The following is a 20,619-nucleotide window of genomic DNA, read 5'->3' as shown; positions in this document are numbered from 1 at the left end:
GGCTTTTTTCATTTAGCTTCATTCGTCCCGGTTATAGACATAAAGTCTTAAGGCCATATCATTTCTGATCCAACCTTAGAACTGTTTCGCGCGTCAAAAGGTTACTATTCGTTGTGAAATCCCGTTTCACCTCTGATTTTTTTCTTTGGGGAGGAACTATTGATATGAATAACCCTCTAACTGAAACTGGCAAGGATAAACAGGACAAAGTGAGCTGTAGAGATTACTTAATGTTGGATGAATTAAATCGATTAAGCAGGAAAAAAGCTTTGCTGCAGTACGTTGAAGAACTTCCGGATCTCCCACCTAAAGAAATGGCCAAAAGATTGATGGGTTATAGGTTAAATTGAATATTAGGTTTTCATCGCAGGATTGGGTGAAAGAGGTTGTCAGTATACCATTTATGATTCAGGAGGTTACTTTCAGATACAAAGAAATGAAACTTATTGGAATTTATGGAAAGGAACTGTAGATCAATGGATTTGAACAGTTTCAAGTTCATAAAGGTTATCCATATATAAAAATGAGTGAAAATAAGGGAGGTAATCATCAGATTTTAATATCTAATCTGACTGATGACAACAGAAGTATTCGTTATTGAGTAATCGTTAGTATATGAGTTTCGAGGTAAATGGCCTACCTTATACCAACGTGTCATTGATTCTTATGATTTTATGTATACTCTAAGTATGTGAAGAGTAGACAGAACAAATATCTTAGAAAAACAATTTAAACTATTCTGTCCCATTAATAACAGTCTATTTTTTTACAAGGATAGTCAAATACGAAGCATATCACATTCAACACAATTTTCATCACTTTTTCTGAACATTTTACACTATTAAACATATGTAATATTTGAAAAAATAAGTGAGAGTAAGGCTAGCGTTTTTTGCTCGATAGCCCTACTCTCATTTTCATTATTTTATAGATTATTTAATTTCAACATAATCATATTCTAAATAAGCATACTTCTTAGGGTAAATAACGTCCGTACTGAGTAATACTGAGCTTCCGACATCAGTGCTGTAAGTATATTGAGTAGCTTTGTACATCTGATATACTGGTCGATATCTAATTTTATACTTTTTACCATTAGGTACTTTAATAGAGTAAGAAGCCGTTGTGCTATTGGTTGCTGAGATACTAAAACCTACTGCAGCAGTAATATCATCAACTTTTGCAGTCAGTGTTCCGGAGTAAGTATTGCTCACTGAGACAGTTTTTGAGAGTGTTAATGTTCCTGGTCCGGGGCCGGAAACTCCATCAACCCATGCACCATATGATAAACCTTGGTATCCTTGATTGGTCACGACATTCCAAAGAGCGAGAGTTGTAATCTCTCCTCCCTCTCTCGTAGGAATGTTTTGTAAATTAATTGATTCTGACGTTGCATCTTGACTAGGTACCTCTTGAGCAAAAACAGAAGTTCCTAATGAGAGAGAGAATACAGCTGTTAAAGCAATTACAGTCATTTTTTTCTTCATTTGCTTGCTCCTCACATTATTATATGTCATTATACATATATAACCATAACATTGCTCCTTAATAATTACAATAGTGTAAAAGAAAGGAATTGATAATTTGTTTCTTATTTCTGGATTTGTATGTATTTCTTTTTCTGTCTCTATGTTTTTTATATTGAGGTTACTCTCTAATATTTATCCTATTGGTATTTTGGGGGCTGGTGGAGAAGAAAGTTTAAATTATTTCGCCTTTAAATACACCCTTTTCCCTGTAACTCTATTGATTATTGGTGTTTTACTGGTGCTTACTCAACTGTTCTTAAGCATAAGGGAGAAAAAATCCCGCAATTTCCAAAAGTAGTTTTTAGTCTGTCCATACAAAAATGTTCCAGATAAACAAGAGTTTCACCAATCACAACAAAAAAGTTCAATATAAAAATAACTCTTTCGTGGCCCTATTGAGCTAACGGGAAAGTTAGCTCGACAAGAAATATAAAGGCAGCTGATCAATAGGATTAGCTGCTCTTATTTAAATAATCAAATTTATAATTTATATAATATTATATATTATTATATAAATGTAAAATATAGTTTGGTTGGGTTAGCACTCATGTCAGTTGTTATAGAATCATCTTCTCTGATAATTTCCAGACCCATGGTTAGAGCTTTAATACGAAAAAATGATTTAATTGACTTTCTTTTCAACAAATTATCCCCTCCAATTTTATGTATACACTATCTCCAATTACTTCCCAAAGTAAGTTCTTACAGCAAAAAACTCACATAACGTTAGTGATTCTTCGGTACACACTCTCGTTCCATTTACCATAAATCACTGGTGAGCCACCCGTGATAGGATCCATTCCTAATGTTCATCTCTTCCAAATATGCCTTTTCGGTAATCCGATCAGCCACGAGCTTCCATCCGGTGAATCTATCAAGATCATCATCTTTAGCTGATTGCCTCATTTCTTTAAACAATTTAAAGCATTTCCAAACCATCCTTTCGTCATAAATTGCGGACTTGGATCGATCGCTTTGCATCCCCTGTCTCTCATCATTAAAGTATATCTAATACAAAGAAGTCCAAGCGCAGCGATGAGTCGTTGCACTTGAACTTCTTCTATGATACGCCAATTCAGTTATCGCCTGATACTATCCCAATGGTCTGTCGGCCTTCTTATGAGAAGACTTACGAAAGACTATGATTCAACCGTGGTTCGGTCTGGAAACTTGCCGCCTTCTCTGAACAAACATCTTACCAGCCACTGAGCTGCCTTATTGAAAAAAAAGCTGGGACTGATTCCATCCACTTGCACAGGCTCTAGTTCCTTCACACTTTCCTTGATCTTGTTCATCTCAATGAGTCCCATCTTCCGCTCATTCGGTCCGAATCGATAAATAACCTTTTCATCGTCCTCCGTCTGTTTCACCAGCAAAATCAATGACGCCATACAGGTTACCCCCTCGTTACGTAGTGAGATTCCAATGCTATTCAATCCTCTTATAATTATTACCTAGAATAGAAAGATTAGATATAGGGCTTTGGTTTATTAGACTGATTCCATAATCCCATCTTTGCTACAAAAAAAGAGGCCCTTAGGCCTCCATTTTCATCATACCATGCAACTAATTTGATTCCAGACTACTGAAAAATCGCTCAACAAAAACATCACCATATTTTTTCTTCATATGTGCCGTGTTAAAAATATATTGTTCCATACCGTCAAGCTTGCGCAGACTGCGTACCAGTATTTTCCGATCATCATCAGATAGATCAAGGTCATCATCAATCTTCATTAAAGCATTTTTCACACGTGCAGATACCTGTTCCATATACAGATGGTTTTTGGACTTCGGCGGAATACATTGCGTCAGGTCACAGCCTACAAAACGAACACCGTCAAGGATGCAGTTTTCTAAATTGACGATTAACTTCTGTTTGCCATTTCCCTCAAACGTAATATCCACTAACTTGCCGGTAAAGGAACAATTGACGATATTTGCTACTTGTAAAATCCGATCATTGAATCTACATTTAACAAAGGTACAGTCGATAAACGTAGCATTCTCCAATGTCATGCCCCTCAGATCACAGGAGGTAAATTCACAATTGGTGAACACGGCTTCGTTCTTGCCAATGCCAACAGAGCGCAAGTCGGACCGAATAAATGTACATTGATCCACTGTGCTACCTTCAAAAAATCTCGCATTCGTAAGATCACAGGTATCAAATACAAGCTGATGCAGCGTGCAGTTCCAGAATATAGGCGAACCAACATTCGAGTTTGTTACGGTCGTTCCGCTTATCGTTTCGTTTTCATACCTTAAAATATCAGAAAAACATTCGTTGTCCACTGACATACCAGACTCAAGTCTTCTCATCCCGATCACCCTATCATTTCATCCAGAGTTTAACCCGTCACTTTTAGAAAAAAAACGTCTTGACCAAAAAATTCCTGTTCTTAACTCGTTATTATACCATAAAGCAATTTATATATTGAGATAAGCACTGTTGTCTGGGAACGAAAAAAAGTCGCTGAAATAGCGACTTTAATGAAAATATACACTAAACACAACAAAAATAATGTCGAATTAATGTTGTTATATGAATTTATTTGTATTTTTTTATCACATTATGTCTGGGATCAATGAGCCATGTAAACCGTTCCTTATTCATATATACTTCCCGAGCATTCACAATAGATGGGATCACATCCTCCCCCTTATAGAATACTCTTCCCCCGACTTTCTGAATCGGCACATGGTAAGAGATGCGCAAAGCTCTCATCAGCACCGGTTCAAGTAACATGGCATAATAACTAATCTGGTGCTTCTCTGCATAATGAACGATCGCAGATAATAAATCAGTAACATATCGCCCCCGAAAGGTAGATAAAATAGCAAGTTTATCGATTTCTGCAATATGCCCCATCTCTGCCTGAATCAATGGATGCTCCAGAAAGGGACCGATTTCGTTCATGGAACTATCTTCGGCGTAAGGTTTGATTTCAATCGAACCTACATAATGGCCTTCCTCCGTAACCACCACATATCTTTCCAGAAACACCTCTGAGAACTCAAACTCAAATCCTTTCTCATTCCATACCGTTGTCCATATCCCATTGAACATGGCAAACTCCAATTCATTTTCTACCCGTTTAAACATGGTCTTCGCTTCCTTTCTGAGTCCTTTTATTGGAAAACTCACCATTACTATCGGTGCATGTAAAGTTGCTATGTATACAAAAACACCAACACCAGGCTTCACCAAACAAAGAAAGAAAGCGAAGTACAAACGGTATATACCGATAAAACTGTACAACGCAAAAAAGGAATGGAACTGGATGGAAAATCATCCAATTACATTCCTTTTCAAGTTCGTTCATGAACCACGACCTATAAACGTGGATCTACGCGTTCCGATTCCAGCGATAATGTGGCGAGCACACATTCATGAATTCGTTCTACGGACTCTCCTCGCACAAAACGTTCGATCCCTTCCATGCCCAAAGCACTTTCAAGTAGAGCATGTCGCTCCTTTTTGGACGTTTTACGTTTGCGAAGACGGGACACATGCTCAGGAGCCAAATAATCCATGCCGTAGATGAGATGCAAATAGGCACGTCCTCTAACTTTGAGCGCAGGCTGCATCATTTTGTTACCATTCCAGCTGCGGAATGTCTCCGGTTTGATGACGATCCCCTCATGTCCCTCAGCCGTCATTTCCTCCCACCAGCGAATGACCTCTTCCTCATCCGTTTCATCCGCAATAATCCGGTATTCCGTCTCCATCATCAGCGACGACAACCGAGCCAGCTCACGGTTTTGTAGCATGTGCCACTCATGTGTACGCTCCCAGAAGGTTCCCGTACTGTGAGCCAGCGTATGAAACGGTGCAATGCGAATGTCAGCAATATCCTGCACATCCCAGCAATAATATTGGAACACATCCCGGAATGTCTGCGCATTCGCCAGTTTAACCTCTGTTTCCTGTAACCAGTCCGCAACGTGGCGGCCCGCGCTCATAGCCTCGCGAATTTTGTCCATCACAATGCTGCGATCCATCTGCGCTGCCTCAGCGACATGCGCATATTGAGATGCAATAAGCTCCCGCGCTTTCAGGTTCCAAGGTACAATCTCTGCATCCAGCAATACAAATTCGGTGGAATACCGTTCAAAATAACCACTTACGGTCAAGTCTGCATGTAATCTGGTGAGCACCTTCTGTTCTCTATCGGGATCAAAAAAGGATCGGCCTGTACGTGTCACGATGCTCCCCAACATCGGTCTGCCTACTCGCTGCGATGCAACCTGTTCGTCGCGGAACAGAAGCAGTATCGCTCGGCTACCCATATGTTTTTTCTCTGCTACCATACGGGTCACGCCCTGAGAACGATAATAACGGAATGCATCTCGCGGATGCTCCATAAAACCTTCTACCGAACATTCACCCGGCGGTGGACTCATCGTTGGCGGGATATAGACGAGTTCCTCCAGTGGCACCGTAAAATGAGAAAAGATATCCAGTGCCGTCTGCGCCACTTCTCCCTGCACAGCGACATTCAACCGCGAACCCGTCTGAACGGTAAAACCGTCCTTGAACTTGCGGATGTTGGGCGGTGCAAACCGTTGCTGATTCCAGCGTTTCAACGGACTGTCTGGATCTTGGGCATAGTCTTGCTTCGCCGGTACACTAACACTCTCCCGTTCCGGCATTCTCCACGCCGTGAGCATACCGCCAAACACAACACCCTGATCGATATTCACCGTATCATTCACAATCGTAGGGTATGGCCTTGGATCATGTCCCCAGACAATGCATTCACCGGACGTATGATCCACGTACCAGTCTTTACGTACGGGCCGCCCCTTATCATCCGTTCCTTCCACATCGCCATATCGACAGTAATCCTGAATGCGTTTGGACTGTTTGCCGATAAAATGGTCCCGTATCCCGGCATGGGCGACAACCACTTGTCTTACCCCATTCCGCGTAAACACCAAATGAGCAGGTGCATTCAGCAGAAAATGCTTCAACGAATCCCGTACCCTTTTCGCCTCTTCACTGCCTTGCTTCTGTTCAAGCTGGAGCAATTCAGCTTTCACCCGTTCATCCCCATGACTTAAGGTGACATCACGGCCGTCCAGATAACGTGCAATTTTCCATCCATGGTTACTGTCAACCATATAAGCAAGACCAGCGGCACAGTGTTGTTGCCAGAAAAGCAAACATTTTAACGATTCCGGCCCGCGACTGCTTACATCCCCGACAGAAACGAGTTTCCGCCCTTCGGGATGGCGCATCAGGCCATCTTCCTGTTCAGCGACGTATCCCAGACGTTGCATGACTTCTATCATTTCATCATAACAACCGTGGATATCGCCAATGATATCCATCCCCGCTCCCATGTCTAACATGAACGGATTCGTTGTGCGTACAAAGGTCACAGGATATGGATGTTTCAGCACATAACTGGCATCGAATCCTTCATCACGGATCGCACGCAGCGTACGCTTGAATTGCTGTGCCTGTTGTTTTACGCGTTGACGGCCACGCGGATGTTTACGCTGATCATCACGTTCAAGTAATACATGCTCCGGTACATCCAGTACTACCGCGATAACGGGGACATGGGATTTGCGTGCCAGCTCGATTAACCGTCCGCGATCCTCGGGATACAGATGAGTCGCATCCACCCAGGTCAGCTTGTTCAGACGACAACGTGTGGCGAGTATGGCTTCCATTGCTTCAAATGCTTTGGCAGATACTTGCTGGTAATCTGCATACAGCACATCCGCTTCACTACGAGGCCGTTGCCTCCATTCCACATACTCGTCGTCGCCTACCAACATGCGGAACTGATCGGACGAGACGACCTCGGTAGCGCGGATGACATCCTTTTCCACAAGTTCTGCAAGCAGTGTACTCTTTCCACTGTTCGATGGACCAATCAGCACTACGATGCCTGCATGCGGCAGTTGGATCTCTCGCTGTCTATCCTGCGTATGGCTTGCGATTTGTCGCTGCATTCCATCTGTTCCGTTGTGCGAACGATTGTGATCACCCGCGCCTGTCTGCCTTTCGTTTCTCATACATGCTCCTCCTTTCCCCGTGTGAACATCGCCAATTGTGTCGGCTGCCCGTAGCCTTCCTTTTCCTCACCAATACCCCTGATCTCGTAAGCATAATTGCCTTTCTCTGCCCACTCCGCACATCGGCCATTGAATTCCTCCCGTGTCCATTCGAAGCGGTGATCATGGTGACGGAACTGTTCTTGCTCCATCGCATACACTTCGTTATATTCCTTATTCGGAGTAGTAACCAGTAGCACTTGCGGCCGATACTCCTTCAGAATCGTTTCCATAATGCCATTCAGACGATATGCCTCAATATGCTCAATCACTTCACACAAGATCATGACATCCTGATGCTGTAATTGCTCGTCAAAATAAAACAGAGAACCAAGCGTCGGTTCCGGCATAGCTTGAACCCCTGCCCGATCCTGCATCTTGGCGAAACGTTCCATCGCCCGCAAACGTGATTGACCCGATGGCTCAACAGCAAGGATTGATTCCACTCCCGGAATATAAGCGAGACGTGCAGACAGCTTCCCCTCACCTGCCCCCATGTCCACAATACGGCGTTTTTCAGGCAAAGAATCCACAATGTCCGTGATCGCGCGGTAACGTAGATCATTTAATCGTACAGGTATTTCGGACGAGTCATCAGCTCGATCTGCACTTGTGGCCTGAACTGTGTCTGCATTCGGATTCTTATCCTCATGCCTGGATATTGCCGACTCCGATTTTAATGTTTTTTTCAGATCACCTTCTGCTTCCTCAGCTTGTTGTTCTAATCGTGAAGGCCCATCATCCAACGCGCCATGCAGACGTTCATACGTCCGAATCAGTTCGGCAAGATGAAGCGTACGCCTAACGATAAGTCCCTTAAGCGGATGGGTATCTAACCAACCCTCACCGTAACGGTTGATTTTATCAATCTCATCCTCACTGATGAAATAATGCTTGTAGTTATCCAGCACCGGAATGAGCAGAAATAGCTGACGTAAAGCCTGTTGTATCGTTTGTTTACCTCGCAGGGTGATGTGACGAACTGTACTTCGATTTTTCAGGTCAAACGAATACGCCGACTCTCCCCGTTCCACAGTAATGTCATATCCCAAACAGGAGAACAACTCCTCCACCACACGGTCAGGCAGATCAGAGGCAACCGGGCCAAACTTCAGCTCCAGTTCAAAGGCATGATCCACCCATCGCACATAGTCTTCCTTCGGTTTGCCATTCAGAGCTGTGCCCAGCGCATTCCGTATGTAAGAGCAGAATAAACTGCTGGTCACAAACTCACGGTCATTGATGTATTGTGTGATATCATATCCATCCGGTGTGCCTCTAACGAGATCGACCGGATCAGGCTCGGCATGAATCAACACCTCCGTCTCTTGCTCACTCGCTTTGGTGTAGACCATCCGAACACGCACACCTTTATCTGTCCGGTCATACACATTATTCGGATTTTTGGCGAGCAGGTGGGATACAACCCCTGCGTTCACTCCACATGCTTTTACAATCAAATGCATACCTTCTCCTCCTTTCGTTGATCTTCAACCCATTTTGTGAGTTCTAATTCCATCCATTCATTTATGCCCAAACTTCTTGTACAGCTGATTGAAATATCCGATTTAAGACCTCAATCTCCACAGTCGCTTGTCCTTGAATCTCGGTAGCCAGTTGCTCTACATGTGCAATTTGAGCCGTAATATACGCTTGAATGGCCGGAAGCTGCGGCTCCATATCCAGTTCGTCTCCGGCTTTTTTCCGGCGTAACAGATCATGAATTTCCGTATACAGAGGTGTGCCCGCTGGAACCAAGGTCTCAACGAGTTTGTCAAAAGCCATCGGCGGCATGGTTTCATAACGTTCAATCCAGCCACAGGCCAGCAAAGGGCGCAACACATAAAAGTATTTTTTGATCTTCACCTGCTCGCCCTGCAAGTAATCACGGAAGTTTCCCTTAGCCATGTTCAGGTAATGGTACAAGCATGATTTCGGTGAAAACGTTAGCGGCGACAGACTCCGAATCTGCCCTGCTACGCTATATTGCTCATCGTATTGAATCGGGGACTGTAACCACTCCAGCAGCGGCGGGTTGGACTTGCGGAACAGCTTCAACGCTTTGCGTATATCCCATCCGTTAATATCCAACTGGTCGCTGATCGGACGTTCAATCACATCCCGTTGCTCTTCAATCGACAGATACCACTCTAACGGTCTGACATAAATAAAACGCACATCGTAGTCACTGTCTTGGGAAGGAAACCCCCACGCCCTGCTGCCTGACTCACAGGCATAAATAATGCGAACTTGCTCCTCCTGCTCAATCTGTGCAAGCTGCTTCGCGATGATGTCTCTCATTGTTTGTTCCACCTCACTCATATCTGTCCCCCTCCTCCTTCTCTTCCTTCATTTAAAATTGACTTTTCCGTACACGCTCGGCAATCGTCTCATACCCTGTTGCTGTCTCTGCAATATATGTCAGTACGGCTTCGCTCCAGCCATAGATGTAAAAAGTCTGACCATCCCGCGGCGGAACCATAGCCTGCCGGTAAGGGGTAATATCTACAATGAATGCCTGCAGCCCCGGATTCATGGCGCGTCGGTATCGTTCTAACTCGGCATACATTGGACTCCCCTCATTCTGTTGCTCATCCGTAATCATAATGATGCGATCCACCGTCTCTTGAGACTCTCTTAGCTCTCGTACAGGTCTTCCTGTATCGGTTCCGCCTTGTGCACGAATTCGATATGCCTGCGCCAGAATACCCTCGTCCAGCTTCGGGCGGGCATCTTCGACCTGTTGATCGAACAACCAGAACAAGGAGTTGCCCTGAGTTTGTTTGTATAGCGCCAGTGCGAGCACGGAACCGATACGTAAGTAGTCTCCCTGCATGGAGCCTGAGCGATCGAGGAAAATAGCCGTTCTTCCCGGCAACCGTGGCAGATTGTGCACGGATAGCTCCACGGCCTGTTGCAACGCTTCCCGGAGTTCTGACCGCTCAACCATCTCATAAGCTTTGACGAAGCGAAAAGGTAATATCCGCGATTGACGCAATGCCTCGGCATCCGTCAGACGACGTGTGACGTAAGCGATATTTTTCTTTTTGGCAAAAACTCCGGCACGATCCATCGTATTTAAATGACGCAGGAGCGCAAACATCGGCATCTGGAGCATCAAAGCTTCCCAAATCGGACGCGTCGGCTGAAGGATCGAGGTCACGACCGAATAAGGTAGTTTCCCTTTTTCAATCTGATGAAGCTGACTGGCAGGGTTACGTGTCGTTTTCAGTTTCTCCAGTGCCTGAAGTTGCGGAAGGTCCACCAGACTGGTCTCATGCCCCCGCAAATAACGGAATAAGGCTTGTTGCTTCTCATCCTTCGGCTTGGGATGTGCAGTGACGATCATATCTCCCAGACTGTACCCACGCCCACGTCCATTGTATTTTATGGCCCAGTATTCGCTGATTTCGTTCAGAAACCGATTGACTTGACGCTTCACTGCACGCCCTCCCTCTCCCCGCCCGCTTCCTCTGAGGATGGTCAGAAAATCGGCCAGATCCGCTGGCGTCTTCACGACATGAGCAAACACTTTTGCGAACTGCTCCGGATTAATCTTGGACAATACGGCGAGCCCATACAAAGGCTGAAGCCGCATGAAACCTTCATTTCGAGCATATACCAAAGCCTTCGCCATGAAGTTTGCATCCAGTTCCGCCATCTCCTGATGGCTGCTCCACGCTTCTTGCATCAGCTGTTGTTCATCCGCATAAAACGTATTGTTAAGCGTATTCGTCGTCAACATCTGTACATATTGTTCCTCGACCAATCGCTCATAAGTTGCATATCCATCATGATTATGTACTACAGATTGAGGTGTATTAAATAATGATTTGGCTCTACTCATCGCACATAACCTCCCTACGCGTAAAATGCTGTGCTTCATCTATGTGGAACATCTAAAGTTGTTGTTTAACGTTTCTTCGTTTCTAATAAAAGGTTTCCGAGGAAAAAGGGGGAAGGTTTTACCTGCTCTACCGCTGAGCTACACCGCCATAACCGGCGGCGATTGGATTCGAACCAACGACCTGGTCGATTAACAGTCGAAGTAACCCTCCCAGGCGCCTCGGAAACAGATCAGCCGAGCTAATTCACTGCCCCGCTTCACATCCTTATTATGCATGGAAACCATCAACCACGAACATGGTGAAAGTATGGCGACTTGGCGTGAATTAGAGTGAGTTGCAGTAACTTGGCGTGAAGTGAATTGCAGTAAGTTGAATTCAAATGACATGAATTTAACCGAGGTCTAGCAACTTTGCCATGAAAACAGGCGTTTATCTTGATACAATGAAAAATACATAGTCCAATCGGGAGTGAGACACATGGCTAAAGAAAGCTTTGATAAAGAAATTCAGTTCCTGCGTATGCTGTCTCTGACCAGCGGCGCATATAACCGTCAGCAGTATGCCAAACGGCTTGGCATCTCTGTAAATACCTTTGATAAAACACAGCGCAAGCTGCGAGATATTCGTCAGAGCTTGACCAATCAACGCACAGACAGTGAGTTGGGCTCAGAGATGACCGACCTTGTTCGTTTCCAGTACGGCGAGTCTGCCGAGCCTCTGCTACTATTTCTTTTCCGTGCCAAATCCATGAAAGAAACCGAAGTGGAGCGCTTGTCCGTCATTTTACATACCCTTCAAGACTCCGCGCTGACCGCGATGGAATTACTGGATGCCTGCTGTGCCGATTTGCCGGAAGAACTGGCCTTGCCGGATGAGAAAACGATCCGTTCGGATCTCAAGTATCTGGAGGAAGTCGGTGTTATTCGTAAAGAGCCGGGCGGACGTCCTTATCGTTATTCGTTACAGCAGGATGTACTGACACGGCTTACCCCGGAAGAACAGCTGGAGTTATACGACTTCGTTGATATGATGGCGAACACACAGGTTCCATCGGTGCAAGGATATCTATTGCGGGATAGTATGAAAAAAGTAATTAAAGCCAGTTATCCGCAAGAAGAAGCGACGGAGCCATATATTTATAAGTATCATTATTACTCACGCATTCTGGACGAAGCCCATCTGTACACCCTGCTTGGAGCGATCCGTCAGCGAAGACGTGTGCAGTTTCAGTATTTTTCACCGAAGAAACCATCCAGCTATAGCTCGCAAAATACGAATCCAAAGTTTGAACGCGAGGCTGGCGGAAGCTCCAATCGGATCATCCCGATTGAAGTCGTTTATGATCACCAGTATGGGCGCTGGTATGTCATCGGTTATCAGAGTCGGCGGAGATTCGTGAAGTTTCGGATGGAGGGCATCACCCAGCTGGAGGAGCTTCAGCCTATTGAAGAAGAGCATATGCTTGCATTGAAAAAAGAATGGGCTGACATCAGCCGGTACAGCTGGCTTGTCGATACAGGCCGCACCGTGACGGTGCAAGCACGCTTTTTCCACCCGGGAGATGGTCAGCGTAACTTTATTCTGGATCGCGTCCGGCTGCAAGGACAATGGGGAATCATTACACCCGAAACGGATCATAGCTTTTTGTATGAAATTCAAGTAAACGGTACAACAGAGATTAAACCTTGGCTACGCAGTTTTGGCTCAAGCTGTGAGATTCTGGCTCCGCGTAAGCTGCGTGAGGAAATGATCGAAGAATGGAAGGAGATTGCGGCGTATTATGAACCTGTTCGAGAAGATGTTCAACTACCAGATCATGACGAGACTGAATGAAACCGGACTGTTCACCTGGACTTCGCAGGAGCGAGCCTGGCTCCGTATGATGATGGAGCATCCGGCTGCACAAGAAGCCTTAACCCCCGCAACCTTGACCAAACTAAACAACATGCTGGACGGGGAAAAGCACTTGAATCTGCAAGATTACCTGACGGAAAAAGCCAAAAGTGAAGAAAGCAGTGTCTCTCATCCCCTGCTGAGGCCGTTACGGCAGATGATCCTAAACGGCGAAGGGTTTCAAATGACAGGTCGTATCCGTAGCGGACGCACAAGCCAGGAGCAGTTCGGGTTCCCGTATAAGCTGGAATATTCCATGGTCAAAAAGGAATGGTATGTGCTCTGGTATGCCCCGCACTTTGCCAGATTAATGTCTACCAAGCTGCATAGCATCACCAAGCTTGAGGCCAGATCCATTAAACCGGAGGCCGCATCACGATACAAAGCTAGCATCGCCCTGATCACGGAAAAACGTAAAACGTCGATCACCATCGAGGTATTGCCTGAGTTCAATGCGGAGTTGTCCCGAATACTGTATGCCTTCTCCTGCTTTGAGAGAGAGGTTACATATAACGAAGCGAGTCATATATACCGGATTCTGCTGACGGTTCCGCGAAACGAGGTCGATTACGTGTTGTCCAAGATGCGTTTTCTCGGTAAACGTGTTCGCATCATCGATCATTCGGCTCTGCAGGAGCGTATGTCCGAGACTGCTGCCAAGGTGCTGGCACGATATGCGGAATCCGAGTCCATACAGCCGGGTGGTGAAACGGCTGCGCAAGGGGATTAGCACAAACCAGCGCTTTAAGAGCTATCACTTAGCAAACTCCTCGATCTCATCTTCTCTGTTGGATGCACGATACACAGTAAAAAAGGACAAAATGATGCAGGCGTGCATCTGACCTGACCGCTACTCCATCGGCCTAGAACAGATCAATCGCCTCAACTTCGTCCTTGTAGATGAACGTAATTTTGAGAGATACATCCCTATACATTCCAGGTCTACGAACTACTGCTACTGGCTGCGTTCCGTCTTTTGTTAATCGCGTGCACGCCCATGACCACAGCAACCAATTCATAAGTGTCTAAGTATTCGGATTGATTATCCAGCACAAACGCCCCTGAACTAAACCAACCGCTGGTACGACGGAAGCTTACTACAACACGGCCCGATCTATCAGTCACATCATATTCCTGCGAAAATGCCGGAGCAGATACATCATATATGCCACGTGAGCCCGCATCGTACTCATACTTTTTGCTAAAAAAGCTGAATCTCGCTCTTAGTACCCCCAGATGTGTGCCATCTGCTGCGGTCACGTCCCAGCGATTCGTCAACATACGGAATTTGCCGCTACAGACAAGGCCATTTTCATCCGATACATCGAGTGATGATCCAAATACACTTTTCAAATCCAGGTGCCCTGCCCGTTCCTGGTCGGCATTCAAAATTTCGGTATATCCGGCGTTGAAAAAGTTATCTCTGAAGTACAATTGCATATCCCTCTCCCCTTCCCGATGTTGTAATGTCTAATGATGCTCATCATGCGAATCCATCTTTAATTACCCTATTCGCGGTTATTATACATATATTTACGTATTCAAACTGGAATAGGGTGCATATATCCGTTCATTTCTGCCAAAAGAAAAAACGAGCAGCTCTGCCACCCGTTGTATCCATTCTGTATTCTTTTGCTAAAGCAGGGATCAGACTTCCACTTTTTTGGTGTTCATATAAATAATACCCCATACGAGAAGCGCGGCAAGTGCCATTTCAAACACCGTGGTCCCCCACCGTCCATCCGCCCATATAACACCGTTGGCTGAAAATGAGATGCCCGTGCTTTCTTCGGTGAACTGAAACAGATCATTCGGACTGAACTTTCCTGAAAAAATAACATTTTCCAACCAGCTAAGCAGGTTAATCAGAACAATGAACGTGACAATCCCGATCCATGGGCCTGTTTTCCAGCGGAACGTTCCCGCTACACTAATGGAGAAAAAGATCATGATCGTCATAAACAGAACAATCCAACCTGCAAAAAACAAAGTACTCCATATCTCAGCTACACTTATGTTGACACCAATATAAGCAGACAGATCAAGCCCCAGTTTCATCGTAATGTAGAGGTAAGCGTGGAGGAAACCTATCAGCAGCAAGCCCAGTCCGCAAATTGTACCAAAAATGATAGGTGATAACACATGAGATAGACCCGTGACCGGGATCAGACGACGATTATAGGAGCGGATATTCGCAGCGTAGGTTTTTATCGTCTTCACATAGATGGCTACTCCTGCCCCGACGTATGCCATGATACCAAGCACATTTGCAGTGACACCTGACGACACAAATATCATCAGTCCCAGTTGAACAATAATGAGGATGACTAGCCCTGCCAGCAGGGTGTTCCAGCTTCTTCTAAAATCATACTTCAACAATGTCATCATTCTGCATAGACCTCCTTGAACATCTCATCCACACTTTTTCCATGCTTCAGCCTGATTGTCTCGACTTCCTCATGCATAACTACCTTGCCTTCCCGAATAAAGACCACTTCATCGAAAATGCGTTCAATATCATTCACCAGATGTGTGGAAATGATCAGGCTGCTGTCTTCATCGTAAAATTTAACGATCGCGTCCAGAATCTTACCTCTGGCTACCGGGTCCACGCCGCCGATCGGCTCATCCAGCAAATAGAGCCGCGCCTTACGAGACAATGCCAGTGTTAACTGCAGTCGTTCATTCATGCCTTTGGACAAATGACTAACACGCTCATCCGCTGAAAGATTCATAAACTCCAACATCTCCCGTGCCTTTTCTTCATCAAAATCGGCATAAAAATCACGGTAGTACGCGATCGCATCACGAACCTTCATCCACTTCTCGGTTAACGGACGATCCGGCATGAATGAAACGAGTGACTTCGTCTCCAGTCCAATCGCCTTACCTGTAACCTGAATGCTACCGCTAGCGGGATGTAGCAAACCTGCGACCAGTTTCATTAGTGTACTCTTTCCACTTCCATTGCTACCTAGGAGACCTACAATTCGTCCTGGAGCAATATTCAGGGAGACATTGTGTAACGCCTGTTTACGTCCATATGTCTTGTTGACCTGATTAAGTTCAAGAATGTTACTCATGTGTCTTCTCTCCTTTCCCCTGACTACCTTCTGCCAAAGCATCCGTCACGATGGACACAATATCCTGTTCTTCGATTCCAAGCTCTTGCATTCCGGTCAGGAAACGATCCAGCAATTCGCCGGCCATTTCTTTCTTGATCATCATGATTTTCCTCTCCTCACTTGTCACATATCTGCCCAAACCCCGCTTCGTCTCAACCACTTCTTCACGCTCCAGCTCCTGGAACGTACGCTGTACTGTATTTGGATTAATCTGCAGTTCGGCAGCCAGTTCACGAACCGAAGGAATTTTATCTCCTGCCTTGAGGGCGCCGGTTACAATCTGTCGTTTGATATATTGCATGATCTGCAGATAGATCGGTAAATTGTTATCAAATTCGATAGGCACGATGTTCTCGCTCCTTTCTGTATTGGTGTGTTAGTTACATAGTACACTAGGTAGTTAGTATTGTAAAGCCTATTTTCAGTTGTTATTTGAGCACACAAAAAAACAGGTCTCAAAGACCTGCCGTTCTAAGCCATATGTATTATTTCCTCCCGTTCAAAACGTAAATCCTGCCGCCTTTACCATGCTGCCAATGATTCATCATCATAAGATACAGTTCGTCGATTGGCAAAGTGATACTACTTTGCGCAATACTGATGGTTGCATCCACCATATGGCTATTCGCCGCCATCAGCTTGCGCTTCATCCCGTTATGACGCTCCATAAATGCTTTCTCATCCTGCAGTTTAACCCCAATCATTTTTTGCCCCATCAGCTCATACATAAACATATGTTCAATTTCCCTCCAGGCCACTGCCCCGCCTGAGGTATAAGAGGAAGAATCAACAAACCCCTGTTCATTAATGACAAAGGAAGGTTCTTTTCGGATCATCTTTACCAGGCTGTAGAAGAAACATGTGCCAAAAAAGAGGACAGACAACAGACCAAGAACACTGGATATGATGGAAGTACCTGCACCTGAAGATCGGTCAAACATCAGAAAGAATCCGGCACTCACAAAAAGCGCTGCCCCTGCCGTAATCAAAGCCATTCGTTTCCTGCTCGGATATTCCACATGCTGTTCATAAGATGTATTCAAGCATAACTTCCTCCTTCTTGTGACTAAATCATGTGCAGTTCAAAACAGGAATTGCATTGTACATTAAACCATTCGGGCTAGGCCTAAACATTTCCTGTGCGTCTATTCCTTCCTTGTAAAAAAAACTTAACGTCATTCCATTCGGCAAGTTGTTGTCCTGTACTTGTCTTTCCGTTAATATAAATGGAAAGCTTAGGAAATTATCCAATCTGAATACTAGTGGGAGGACAAGCGATGAACGAGCAACGTGGCATGACATCGGAAGATTTGTACCAGCTTACATGGGTTAATGATCCGGTCCCTTCTCCTCAAGGCGGACATCTGGTGTATGTTAGCCGGCAAGTAAATGAAAAACACGATGGTTATCGCTCACACCTGAGACTACTTCATCTGGATAGTCAAAAGGACAGACCTTTCACTTCTGGAGAAAATGATCATTCCCCAGCTTGGTCGCCGGATGGGGCACAGCTTGCTTTTATACGCGAAGTGCAGGGAAAATCCCAGGTATGGCTCATGGCTTCAGATGGCGGAGAAGCTCAGCAGATCAGTCACCTGCAGCATGGCGTCAGTTCCTTCTTATGGGCGCCAGATGGCGGGACTCTGCTTGTAAAGTCTTCTGTGGAAATGATAGATAAAAAACCAGATTCAATGTCCGCGGAAGGCTACAACACAGATCATAAGGGAAACTCACTGCCTCAAGAAATCATCGTGGACCGAATTCGCATGAAATCCGACAGCGGAGGGTTATGGAATGGACGACGTTCCCATCTCTTTGTTATCGCGCCAATCAGCGCAGAGGCTATTCCTGTTACGACGGGTCACTATGATATCGGGGACTATGCTTGGTCTCCGGATGGAAAACGCATCGCCTGGATTACTGAAATGCCTGAAGAGGGCGCGGATCATAGCGACTTTAAATTGACCAATCATGTGTATACATCCAGACCTGATGGATCAGATCTACAGCAACTAACCCCGGAAGGATATACCTTCTATCGGCTTAGTTATGCACCTGACGCGCAATCCCTGGCCCTTCTCGCCAGTGACCGCTCTTATGGCAATGCTACCTTGGCGAAGTTGTATACACTCCCGATATCGGGTGGAACACCTGAATGCCTAAGTGCAGATTGGGATGTACAGATGAACCATAGCCTTGTTGGTGATATGCGCTCTCACCTCGTCACGACAGGTCCGCTATATTCCCGGGATGGATCTTCCATTCTGTGTCTTGCTACGATACATGGCAGCGTGCGTATCGCTAGATTTGCATTAGATGGAAGTGGTGCCGATTACATTTTGCCAGATGAATGCGAGATCTATCAGTTTGCAGAGCTGGCACAGGGCCAGATCGTCGTGGCTGTTGCGAATACACAACATCCCGGTGAATTGTATCTGTATGAACAACCGTGGAACCCCGAAATCAAATCTGTCCGTCTCACGAACAGTAACCCGCAGTTAGAACAGGACATTTGGCTTAGTACGCCAGAAACCTTCTGGTTTGACTCGTCGGATGGGCTACAGCTTCAAGGGTGGATCATGAAACCTCATGGCATCGTTGAAGGTGTCAAAGTTCCGACCATTCTTGAGATTCATGGCGGCCCGCATATGATGTATGGTTTTACTTTTATGCATGAGTTCCAGCTCCTTGTTGCTCAGGGCTATGCTGTGGTATATATCAATCCGCGTGGAGGGCTAGGATATGGGCAACAATTCGTGAATGCCTGTCGTGAAGATTACGGCGGAGGCGATTACCGAGACCTGATGGAGTCTGTGGACTATGCTTTGTCCCACTATGCCTTCATTGACCCATCCAGACTGGGCGTAACCGGCGGTAGCTATGGCGGGTTCATGACGAACTGGATCGTGGGACATACGAACCGCTTCAAAGCCGCTGTTACCCAGCGTTCCATCTGCAACTGGTTGTCATTCTATGGCGTCAGTGATATTGGATATTTCTTTACGGAAGATCAGATTGGCGGTAATGCATGGGATGACACGGAAAAACTGTGGAAACATTCTCCGCTGGCTTATGTGGGCAATATGCAGACACCACTGCTTATCCTTCATGGCGAACAGGATCTCCGCTGTCCCATTGAGCAAGCCGAGCAATTGTATGTTGCACTGAAACGCCGCAAGCAAACGACCCGACTCGTTCGTTTCCCTGGAGCCAACCATGAACTATCTCGCTCCGGCAATCCACATCTGAGGGTGCGACGTTTAGAGCATATTGTCGGGTGGTTTAACGAATATCTGTAAACCTCCCATGGAAGATGAACGAAAAGATTGACCCAAAGACTGTTACATGGATACCCTGCACTTTGAACGCAAAAAGCCGTTATGCCTGTAATCACGAATCATTACAGGCATATCGGCTTGCTTTATTTTAAGAATTAGACAACATATGAACTTGCTTATTCTTCTCCCCAGATGACCGTAACTTCATTCAAATCCTTATCGCTTGAAGATGCGTTACCTGTAATCGTTACAGCGTACTTGCCTTCCTCACGACCTAAAATGCTGAATTCGTCAGCTTGAATATCCTCACTGTTTTGAGTCAGGTTTTTATTCTGATAATAGTTTTTGTAAGATGAAGCGAGAGTGCTCAGACTCTCCTTGGATGTATAGATCAGCACTACTTTTTTGTTTCCATCTACAACATTCTCAATCAAGCTGGTCGCTTTTGCATCCTTAGGCAATGGGAAATCTGCTGGCAAGTACTTGGATTTTACGCCTGGAGCTTGTGTGTTCGTACCTGTCGATGGAGATGTGGATTGACCGCCTCCAGTGGATGCAGACCCGCCTGATGAGCTTGAAGCACCGATGCTTACCTTATTATTTTTGGCGTCATATTTCACTTCTGTATTTAAAGCTTCAGCAATGGAGCGAGCCGGAAGGTATGTACTGCCTTGATACGTAATAGGCGCAAGTTTTTTGCCCTGATCACCTGTCGGTGTGAATTTTTGTCCGTTTACTTCAATGGCAAGTCCGTGATTCAGATAGGCTTTGATCGTTTCCAGTTGCGTACCTGCATAGACACCTGCTGATCCCGTTAACACCATCCCAAATACGCCTGCTGCAATCAACCACTTTTTGTTTTTCATGTTCCTTC

Annotated in this window: 18 protein-coding genes and 1 tRNA gene; 4 read left to right on the top strand and 15 right to left on the bottom strand. The window is 45.4% G+C overall.

Features of this window, described 5'->3' with window-relative positions; translation table 11 throughout:
* Positions 1-164 precede the first annotated feature (164 nt).
* Positions 165-350, top strand: a complete 186-nt coding sequence (locus ACT89M_RS05695; RefSeq protein WP_221787721.1) for a hypothetical protein — start codon at positions 165-167, stop codon at positions 348-350.
* 582 nt (positions 351-932) lie between these two features.
* Here the strand turns inward: ACT89M_RS05695 and ACT89M_RS05690 are convergent.
* The 9 genes from ACT89M_RS05690 to ACT89M_RS05650 form a co-directional block, all read right to left on the bottom strand.
* The gene (locus ACT89M_RS05690; RefSeq protein ID WP_154959822.1) at positions 933-1,487 is read right to left on the bottom strand and encodes a hypothetical protein; all 555 of its coding nucleotides are present in this window, start codon (positions 1,485-1,487) and stop codon (positions 933-935) included.
* A gap of 1,181 nt (positions 1,488-2,668) precedes the next feature.
* Positions 2,669-2,920, bottom strand: a complete 252-nt coding sequence (locus ACT89M_RS05685; protein WP_090917806.1) for an RNA-binding protein — start codon at positions 2,918-2,920, stop codon at positions 2,669-2,671.
* A 175-nt stretch (positions 2,921-3,095) separates the two neighbouring features.
* Entirely contained in the window at positions 3,096-3,851 is a 756-nt protein-coding gene (locus ACT89M_RS05680) for a pentapeptide repeat-containing protein (protein ID WP_308722373.1), read from the bottom strand.
* A 229-nt stretch (positions 3,852-4,080) separates the two neighbouring features.
* Positions 4,081-4,635, bottom strand: a complete 555-nt coding sequence (locus ACT89M_RS05675) for a GNAT family N-acetyltransferase (RefSeq protein WP_090917803.1) — start codon at positions 4,633-4,635, stop codon at positions 4,081-4,083.
* A gap of 230 nt (positions 4,636-4,865) precedes the next feature.
* Positions 4,866-7,499, bottom strand: coding sequence for a polynucleotide kinase-phosphatase (locus ACT89M_RS05670; protein ID WP_487345301.1), 2,634 nt, complete (start codon positions 7,497-7,499; stop codon positions 4,866-4,868).
* A gap of 59 nt (positions 7,500-7,558) precedes the next feature.
* The gene (locus ACT89M_RS05665; protein WP_154890733.1) at positions 7,559-9,067 is read right to left on the bottom strand and encodes a methyltransferase domain-containing protein; all 1,509 of its coding nucleotides are present in this window, start codon (positions 9,065-9,067) and stop codon (positions 7,559-7,561) included.
* 61 nt (positions 9,068-9,128) lie between these two features.
* On the bottom strand, positions 9,129-9,923 hold the full coding sequence (locus ACT89M_RS05660; protein WP_090917797.1) for a nucleotidyltransferase domain-containing protein: 795 nt from the start codon (positions 9,921-9,923) through the stop codon (positions 9,129-9,131).
* Positions 9,924-9,954: 31 nt separating this feature from the next.
* Entirely contained in the window at positions 9,955-11,448 is a 1,494-nt protein-coding gene (locus ACT89M_RS05655) for a TROVE domain-containing protein (RefSeq protein ID WP_154890732.1), read from the bottom strand.
* A gap of 153 nt (positions 11,449-11,601) precedes the next feature.
* Positions 11,602-11,700 (bottom strand) — tRNA-Asn (locus ACT89M_RS05650).
* 226 nt (positions 11,701-11,926) lie between these two features.
* On the opposite strand from ACT89M_RS05650, the gene ACT89M_RS05645 reads away from it, so the two are divergent.
* Both ACT89M_RS05645 and ACT89M_RS05640 read left to right on the top strand, forming a co-directional pair.
* Positions 11,927-13,282, top strand: a complete 1,356-nt coding sequence (locus ACT89M_RS05645) for a helix-turn-helix transcriptional regulator (protein WP_487345054.1) — start codon at positions 11,927-11,929, stop codon at positions 13,280-13,282.
* On the top strand, positions 13,248-14,072 hold the full coding sequence (locus tag ACT89M_RS05640; protein WP_341181680.1) for a WYL domain-containing protein: 825 nt from the start codon (positions 13,248-13,250) through the stop codon (positions 14,070-14,072). The genes ACT89M_RS05645 and ACT89M_RS05640 overlap by 35 nt, the downstream gene beginning before the upstream one ends.
* Before the next feature lie 212 nt (positions 14,073-14,284).
* Here the strand turns inward: ACT89M_RS05640 and ACT89M_RS05635 are convergent, their stop codons facing one another.
* The 5 genes from ACT89M_RS05635 to ACT89M_RS05615 all read right to left on the bottom strand — a co-directional run bounded on the left by ACT89M_RS05635 (position 14,285) and on the right by ACT89M_RS05615 (position 17,510).
* On the bottom strand, positions 14,285-14,782 hold the full coding sequence (locus tag ACT89M_RS05635) for an LURP-one-related/scramblase family protein (RefSeq protein ID WP_154890729.1): 498 nt from the start codon (positions 14,780-14,782) through the stop codon (positions 14,285-14,287).
* A gap of 207 nt (positions 14,783-14,989) precedes the next feature.
* Positions 14,990-15,730 carry a hypothetical protein gene (locus ACT89M_RS05630; RefSeq protein WP_090917787.1) on the bottom strand — a complete coding sequence of 247 codons (741 nt, stop codon included), beginning with the start codon at positions 15,728-15,730 and terminating at the stop codon, positions 14,990-14,992.
* Positions 15,727-16,425: an ABC transporter ATP-binding protein gene (locus ACT89M_RS05625; protein WP_487345053.1), complete on the bottom strand. Its 699-nt coding sequence runs from the start codon at positions 16,423-16,425 to the stop codon at positions 15,727-15,729. The genes ACT89M_RS05630 and ACT89M_RS05625 overlap by 4 nt, the downstream gene beginning before the upstream one ends.
* Positions 16,418-16,813 (bottom strand): GntR family transcriptional regulator, encoded by a 396-nt coding sequence (locus ACT89M_RS05620; protein ID WP_090917783.1) that lies wholly within the window; start codon positions 16,811-16,813, stop codon positions 16,418-16,420. Before ACT89M_RS05620 ends, ACT89M_RS05625 begins: the two co-directional genes overlap by 8 nt.
* Before the next feature lie 139 nt (positions 16,814-16,952).
* Positions 16,953-17,510 (bottom strand): STM3941 family protein, encoded by a 558-nt coding sequence (locus ACT89M_RS05615; protein ID WP_339836114.1) that lies wholly within the window; start codon positions 17,508-17,510, stop codon positions 16,953-16,955.
* Between the two features lie 234 nt (positions 17,511-17,744).
* Here ACT89M_RS05615 and ACT89M_RS05610 point away from each other — a divergent pair, with 234 nt between their 5' ends.
* The gene (locus tag ACT89M_RS05610) at positions 17,745-19,766 is read left to right on the top strand and encodes a prolyl oligopeptidase family serine peptidase (protein WP_487345052.1); all 2,022 of its coding nucleotides are present in this window, start codon (positions 17,745-17,747) and stop codon (positions 19,764-19,766) included.
* A gap of 155 nt (positions 19,767-19,921) precedes the next feature.
* Here ACT89M_RS05610 and ACT89M_RS05605 read toward each other — a convergent pair whose 3' ends face one another.
* Positions 19,922-20,611 (bottom strand): stalk domain-containing protein, encoded by a 690-nt coding sequence (locus ACT89M_RS05605; protein WP_154959816.1) that lies wholly within the window; start codon positions 20,609-20,611, stop codon positions 19,922-19,924.
* Positions 20,612-20,619 lie beyond the last annotated feature (8 nt).

Source organism: Paenibacillus sp. NN59 (genome assembly GCF_057597225.1).
The sequence above is the reverse complement of the archived record's forward strand: the minus strand, read 5'-3'. Positions and strand labels throughout refer to the sequence as shown.